6 protein-coding genes are annotated in these 6,000 nt (G+C 53.4%); 4 read left to right on the top strand and 2 right to left on the bottom strand.

What is annotated here, in order from left to right:
• Nucleotides 1–2 precede the first annotated feature (2 nt).
• On the bottom strand, nt 3–794 hold the full coding sequence (gene fdhD, locus I656_RS04225; protein WP_020755981.1) for a formate dehydrogenase accessory sulfurtransferase FdhD: 792 nt from the start codon (nt 792–794) through the stop codon (nt 3–5).
• Between the two features lie 260 nt (nt 795–1,054).
• Nucleotides 1,055–1,402: a DUF2294 domain-containing protein gene (locus I656_RS04220; protein ID WP_033006207.1), complete on the bottom strand. Its 348-nt coding sequence runs from the start codon at nt 1,400–1,402 to the stop codon at nt 1,055–1,057.
• 262 nt (nt 1,403–1,664) lie between these two features.
• Between I656_RS04220 and fdhF the strand changes: the two genes are divergently transcribed.
• From fdhF to I656_RS04205, 4 genes are all read left to right on the top strand, one after another.
• Nucleotides 1,665–4,628 (top strand): formate dehydrogenase subunit alpha, encoded by a 2,964-nt coding sequence (gene fdhF, locus I656_RS04215; RefSeq protein ID WP_015373969.1) that lies wholly within the window; start codon nt 1,665–1,667, stop codon nt 4,626–4,628.
• Nucleotides 4,621–5,010: a DUF1641 domain-containing protein gene (locus I656_RS04210; RefSeq protein WP_020755985.1), complete on the top strand. Its 390-nt coding sequence runs from the start codon at nt 4,621–4,623 to the stop codon at nt 5,008–5,010. The genes fdhF and I656_RS04210 overlap by 8 nt, the downstream gene beginning before the upstream one ends.
• Before the next feature lies 1 nt (nt 5,011).
• Nucleotides 5,012–5,110, top strand: coding sequence for a DUF1641 domain-containing protein (locus I656_RS19345; RefSeq protein WP_235048647.1), 99 nt, complete (start codon nt 5,012–5,014; stop codon nt 5,108–5,110).
• 512 nt (nt 5,111–5,622) lie between these two features.
• Nucleotides 5,623–6,000 (top strand): metal-dependent hydrolase (locus I656_RS04205; RefSeq protein WP_033006210.1); only part of this gene is annotated, 378 nt, incomplete at its 3' end.

Consider the following 6,000-nt stretch of genomic DNA (forward strand, 5'->3'; position numbering starts at 1 on the left):
TTTCATCCGATTATGATCCGACTCTCATGCGTATACACGTTAAACGCTTGCCCGCGCAAAAAGCCAACCACTGTTATGCCGAGTTCATCCGCCAAATCTAAGGCCAGCGTCGTCGGCGCCGATTTCGAGAGCAGGACGCTCACTCCCATTTTCGCCGCCTTCAAAAGCACTTCCGACGAGACGCGGCCGCTGAATACAATCAGCTTGTCTTTCATCGCCACTTGATGGCGCAGGCAGTAGCCGTACAACTTATCAAGCGCGTTGTGACGCCCGATGTCAGAACGAATCACGACCATCCCATCCGGTGTGGCGAGCGCGGCGTTGTGAAGACCACCCGTCGCCGCAAAGTCCGTCGACTGCTCGTGCAGCGCTTCCATGAGGCGAATGCAGTCATCCGCCTTCACGGCGATGCCGCCGACGATCGTTTTCGCCGTCTTCATGTCATTGTAAAAATAAAATTGCCGGCTTTTTCCGCAGCACGAGCCGATGAACCGCTTGGCATAAAACTGTTTGGCCGGCAGTCCGCCTGCGGCGAGTTCGACATAAGCAAAGCCCCGCTCACCATCAATGGTCATCCCTTTGATGTCGCTGCACGTCCGAATGGCTCCTTCCGAAGCCAAAAATCCGATTACCAATTCATCTAGATGCGCCGGCGTGCAAACGATCGTCGCAAACTCCTCGCCATTGACCGTTATGGTCAACGGAAACTCGAGCGCGATCTCGTCCTCTTCCTCAACAAAGCGCCCGTTCCGGTATTTCGCAATCGGTCGCCGTTTCGCCGCAAACCCGCTCACCTTGCCATTCCCCCTTTCCATGCAAAATAAAACCGCCGCCTTCCGGACAAGAGGACAAACTCGCCCCTGTCAGCGAAAAGCGGCGGTAGTTTGCGCCCAGCACTTCTGCAGCGAAACCAACGCACATCCGTTTCCGAAACCTGCCTGCCAAGCGGCGAAACCGTTTAGCCGGCAAGGCTTCTACTATTTTCATCGTGCTAACTATTCATAAGCATACCACGAACAGTAACGAAAAACAATTGTTTCTGTTCACAAAATCGTCACAATTCAATCGGTTTTTCAAACACGAACACCGATACGGCCATATCTTCTTCCACTTTAATGTCGCTGAACAAATAAAGAAGCTTCGAACCGATGAGCTCTTCCATGCCGTCCGGCACATGTTGGGCGTACACATCTTGGATCATTTTCGTTCTCGCTGCATGCACCATGTCCCGCCCTTCCGGCGTGCGGGCGATAAATTTTTCCGTCGGCGTCAAATTGCCGTGCAAAATGGTGATCGCCAAATTGTCAACAAAATACGTTTTGATCCGCTCTGGCCCTTTCCCAAACAGCTGTTTGCGCACTTTGCGCACAATATCGTTGAAAGCGGCTTCTTTTTTGGACATTCTCATCCCTCCTTGCGGTCAGCAGAAAAACTTCCGGCCCATCCGTTGTGTTCTTCCTTTCGCCGTACTATAATAAACTATAGCAAATGTATACATAGTGGAAAAATAATAAGGCAAGAAGCGGCCTTGTTATTTTTCTACTAAATATAAAAAGTTTGGATTGGTTGTTTAGTATCGTTATGCTAAAGAACTACTCCACCCACGATGAAGCATTCGTCTCGTCGCTGGTGGAGTTTTTTATTTTAACAAAGGGGGAGCGATGATGGGAGCGCAAATGGTGACGGTAACCATCAACGGGCGTACCTACCACGCCAAGCCAGGGATGACCATTTTAGAAGTCGTCAATGAACACGGTCTTCCGCATCCGCAAGTTTGTTATACGCCGGAGCTTGGCGCCATTCAGACATGCGACACGTGCATCGCTGAAGTCAATGGAACGCTGCTTCGTGCCTGTGCGACACCGGTTGAGGACGGCATGGTCGTCGAACTCGGCTCGCCGCGGGCAAAGGCAGCGCAAAAAGAAGCGATGGACCGCCTGTTGGAAAATCATCTCTTGTACTGTACGGTGTGCGACAACAACAACGGCAACTGCAAGCTGCACAACACGGCGGAAATGATGCAAATTGAACATCAAACATATCCGTACCGGCCGAAAGTCGACCCGTCCGAGGTGGACATGTCGCATCCGTTCTACCGCTACGACCCGAATCAATGCATCGCCTGCGGGCAATGCGTCGAGGCCTGCCAAAACTTGCAAGTGAACGAAACGCTTTCGATCGATTGGGAAGCGGAACGGCCGCGCGTCGTTTGGGACGGTGGGGTGCCGATCAACGAATCGTCGTGCGTCAGCTGCGGGCATTGCGTCACCGTCTGTCCGTGCAACGCGTTAATGGAAAAATCGATGCTCGGCGAAGCCGGATTTATGACGGGGCTGGACAAAGACGTGCTCAATCCGATGATCGATTTCGTCAAAGAAGTGGAGCCGAATTACACCGCCATTTTCGCCGTTTCCGAAATTGAAGCCGCCATGCGCGAACAACGGATCAAAAAGACGAAAACGGTTTGCACGTTCTGCGGTGTCGGCTGTTCGTTTGAAGTGTGGACGAAAGGGCGGAAAATTTTAAAAATCCAGCCGGTTTCTGAAGCGCCGGTCAACGCCATTTCGACATGCGTCAAAGGGAAATTCGGCTGGGATTTCGTCAACAGCGAAGAGCGCCTGACGAAACCGCTCATTCGCAAAGGCGACGTATTCATCGAGTCGACATGGGACGAAGCACTCGACCTCGTTGCCGAAAAATTGGGCGCGATCAAGCGGCAATACGGCGGCAACGCCATCGGGTTTATTTCATCGTCAAAAATTTCCAACGAAGAAAACTATTTAATGCAAAAACTGGCACGCCAAGTATTTGAAACGAACAACGTCGACAACTGTTCACGCTACTGCCAGTCGCCGGCGACGGACGGCCTGTTCCGCACGGTCGGCATGGGCGGCGATTCCGGCACGATTCATGACATCGCTTCAGCCGGCCTTGTCATCATCATCGGCGCCAACCCAGCGGAAGGGCATCCGGTCATCGCCACCCGCGTCAAACGGGCGCATAAACTGTTTGGCCAAAAACTCATTGTTGCGGACTTGCGCCGAAATGAAATGGCCGAGCGGGCTGACCTGTTCATCCGCCCGAAACAAGGCACCGACCAAGTGTGGCTCATGGCGGTGACAAAATACATCATCGACCAAGGCTGGCACGATGAGGCATTCATTCGCGAGCGCGTCCATTTCTTTGAAGAGTTTAAACAATTGCTGGAAAAATATACGCTTGATTATGCCGAACAAGTCACCGGCGTCGCCAAAGCCGACCTCATCCGCATCGCCGAAATGATCCATGAGGCGGACGGCACGTGCGTCCTCTGGGGCATGGGGGTCACGCAAAACACGGGCGGCAGCGATACATCGGCGGCGATTTCCAACTTGCTTTTGGCAACCGGCAACTACGGCCGTCCGGGGGCGGGCGCGTTCCCATTGCGCGGCCATAACAACGTCCAAGGCGCCTGCGACATGGGTTCGCTTCCTGCCTGGCTGCCTGGCTACCAACATGTCACCGATGATGAGGCGCGAGCGAAGTTTGAAAAAGCGTACGGCGTCCGCATCGATGCGAAACCAGGCCTTGACAACATCCAAATGCTCGAAGCGGCCGAGCGCGGCGAGCTGAAAGCGATGTATATCATCGGCGAAGATATGGCGCTTGTCGACTGCAACGCCAACCATGTGCAAGAGACGTTGGCGAAGCTTGACTTTGTTGTCGTTCAAGACATTTTCTTGTCAAAAACAGCGCAATTTGCGGATGTCATCTTGCCAGCAGCGCCAAGTTTGGAAAAGGAAGGAACTTTCACGAATACCGAGCGCCGCATCCAACGGTTTTACCAAGCGCTGGAGCCTCTTGGCGACTCCAAGCCAGACTGGTGGATCATTCAAGAAATCGCGAAGCGGCTTGGCGCCGATTGGAATTACGCCGGTCCGAAAGAAATCATGGATGAAATCGCCAGCCTCGCTCCACTGTACTCACAAGCGCATTACGACCGGCTCGAGGGCTGGAACAGCCTTTGCTGGGGCAGCCACGACGGCGCTGATACGCCGCTGTTGTACAAAGAGCGGTTCAACTTCCCGGACGGCAAAGCCCGCTTTGCGTTAGCCGATTGGGTCGAACCGGTGCAATATCCAAAAGAGTACGATTTGCTTGTGAACAACGGCCGATTGCTCGAACATTTCCATGAAGGAAACTTGACGTACAAATCCAAAGGCATCGAGCATAAATTCCCAGAAGTGTTTGTCGAAGTATCCCCTGAACTCGCCAAAGAACGCGGCATTGAAGATGGGGCGCTCGTTCGGCTCATCTCGCCGTACGGCCGCGTCAAAGTGCGCGTGCTCGTCACCGATCGAGTCAGAGGCAATGAACTGTTCTTGCCGATGCACTCCACAGCCAATGAGAGCGCCATTAACATGCTGACCGGCCCGCAAACCGACCATCGCACGAACACGCCGGCTTACAAACAAGCCCGCGTGCGCATGGAAGTCATTGAACGGTCCGGCAAGACGCCGCTGCCGCGCACAAATCCGCGCTTTAAAAAGCGGCATCCGCAAAACGGCGTCGAGGTGGAGCGGAAGTGGCGGCGAAGCGACTACGTGCCGCTCACCGAGGAAAACAAGGGGGTGACGATCGGTGGCTAAGCCGATTACCACCATTCAAAAGCGCCAAATGACGGAGGAAGAAAAACGAACTGAAGCGCTGGCCAAGCTAAAAGCCGCTGTCGGCGACAGTGAAGAGGCGGTCCGCGAGCTCTTGGAGTTCATCGAGCAGCTCCATGAAAGCGGCCTGCTCGAAGCGGCCAACGCCTTGTTAAAAGCACGGGAAGACGTGGCGAAAATCGTCGTCGGCCAGCTCAACCAAAAACCGGTGACAACGATGATCAACCATGCGTTCGCCATAGCTGCCCTTGCTGCTTCACTTGATCCGGAGAAAACGGCGAAACTGCTTGAGCACATCGCCGCCGGCGCGCTGGAGGCGTACGAACAAAACTCCGCCGAAACAAAAAAAAATCGGGTTGTTTGATTTGCTTAAAGCGCTCAATGACCCGGACATCAACCGCGCGATCCGCTTTTTCCTGTCCGCTCTCAAAGCGATCGGCAAACGGTTCAGAAATGACGGCTAATCGATCGGCTGGCAGAGAAAAGGACAGTTGACCAATGAGCCGCCAAAAGAACGGATGGTGAACCGATCTTCCATCAAAATGGAATGCTCCCCACTTACACCTATATAGACGTTGAAGTGGGGAGCTTCTCGGTTCGAGATGATCAACAAAACGTCCCGCCTCATGCGGGGCGCTTTTCGTTTTTGGTTGAAGCGCTTCCCTTTTCGTCTGACGAACGGCTTGCTTCCTGTTTCTTTTTCTCACTCCACTGTCTATCAATCGTTTCCTTTTTTGAATCTTTGTGAAATTGGTCGTTCCGCCTCTCGCCAACGATTGTCGCCCTATGATACACTAGCCATAACCTTGTTTGTCTCTCGCCTCCTTTCGGCCAATGCCTCAAACGGTTATTGGCTGAACACAAGGTGGGGCATACTAATAGTTGCATGAAAAAGAAAGATGTGCTCCGGCCGAGAGACAACAGACAGTTTCCATCCGAACATGCAACGATGCTGCAAGAAGGAGGCGCCTTCACGTTGGATACAGGCACACATGTTTTGATGGGGGTGGCGCTCGGCAGTCTTGCTTCACTTGACCCTGCGATCGCCCACGATCCGCTCTTATCCCACGCTGTGTTGATCGGCGCGCTCGCTGGCTCGCAAGCGCCGGATATCGACACGATTTTCAAATTGCGCAACAACGCCCAATATATTCGCAACCATCGCGGCATCACCCATTCGATTCCCGCCGTCGTTCTTTGGCCGCTGCTCATCGTCAGCGTGATGGCCGCCATCTATCCGAAAACGGATTGGCTTCGCGTTTGGCTTTGGACGTTTGTTGCCGTCGCCTTGCACGTATTTGTTGACATTTTTAACTCTTACGGAACCCAGGCGTTGCGCCCGTTTACAAAAAAA

It is taken from the genome of Geobacillus sp. WSUCF1, assembly GCF_000422025.1.
GTDB lineage: Bacteria > Bacillota > Bacilli > Bacillales > Anoxybacillaceae > Geobacillus > Geobacillus zalihae.

Excerpts from the sequence above, each read along its gene's own strand:
- I656_RS04220 (WP_033006207.1), bottom strand. The coding sequence starts at position 1,402 with ATGTCCAAAAAAGAAGCCGCTTTCAACGATATTGTGCGCAAAGTGCGC.
- fdhF (WP_015373969.1), top strand. The coding sequence starts at position 1,665 with ATGGGAGCGCAAATGGTGACGGTAACCATCAACGGGCGTACCTACCAC.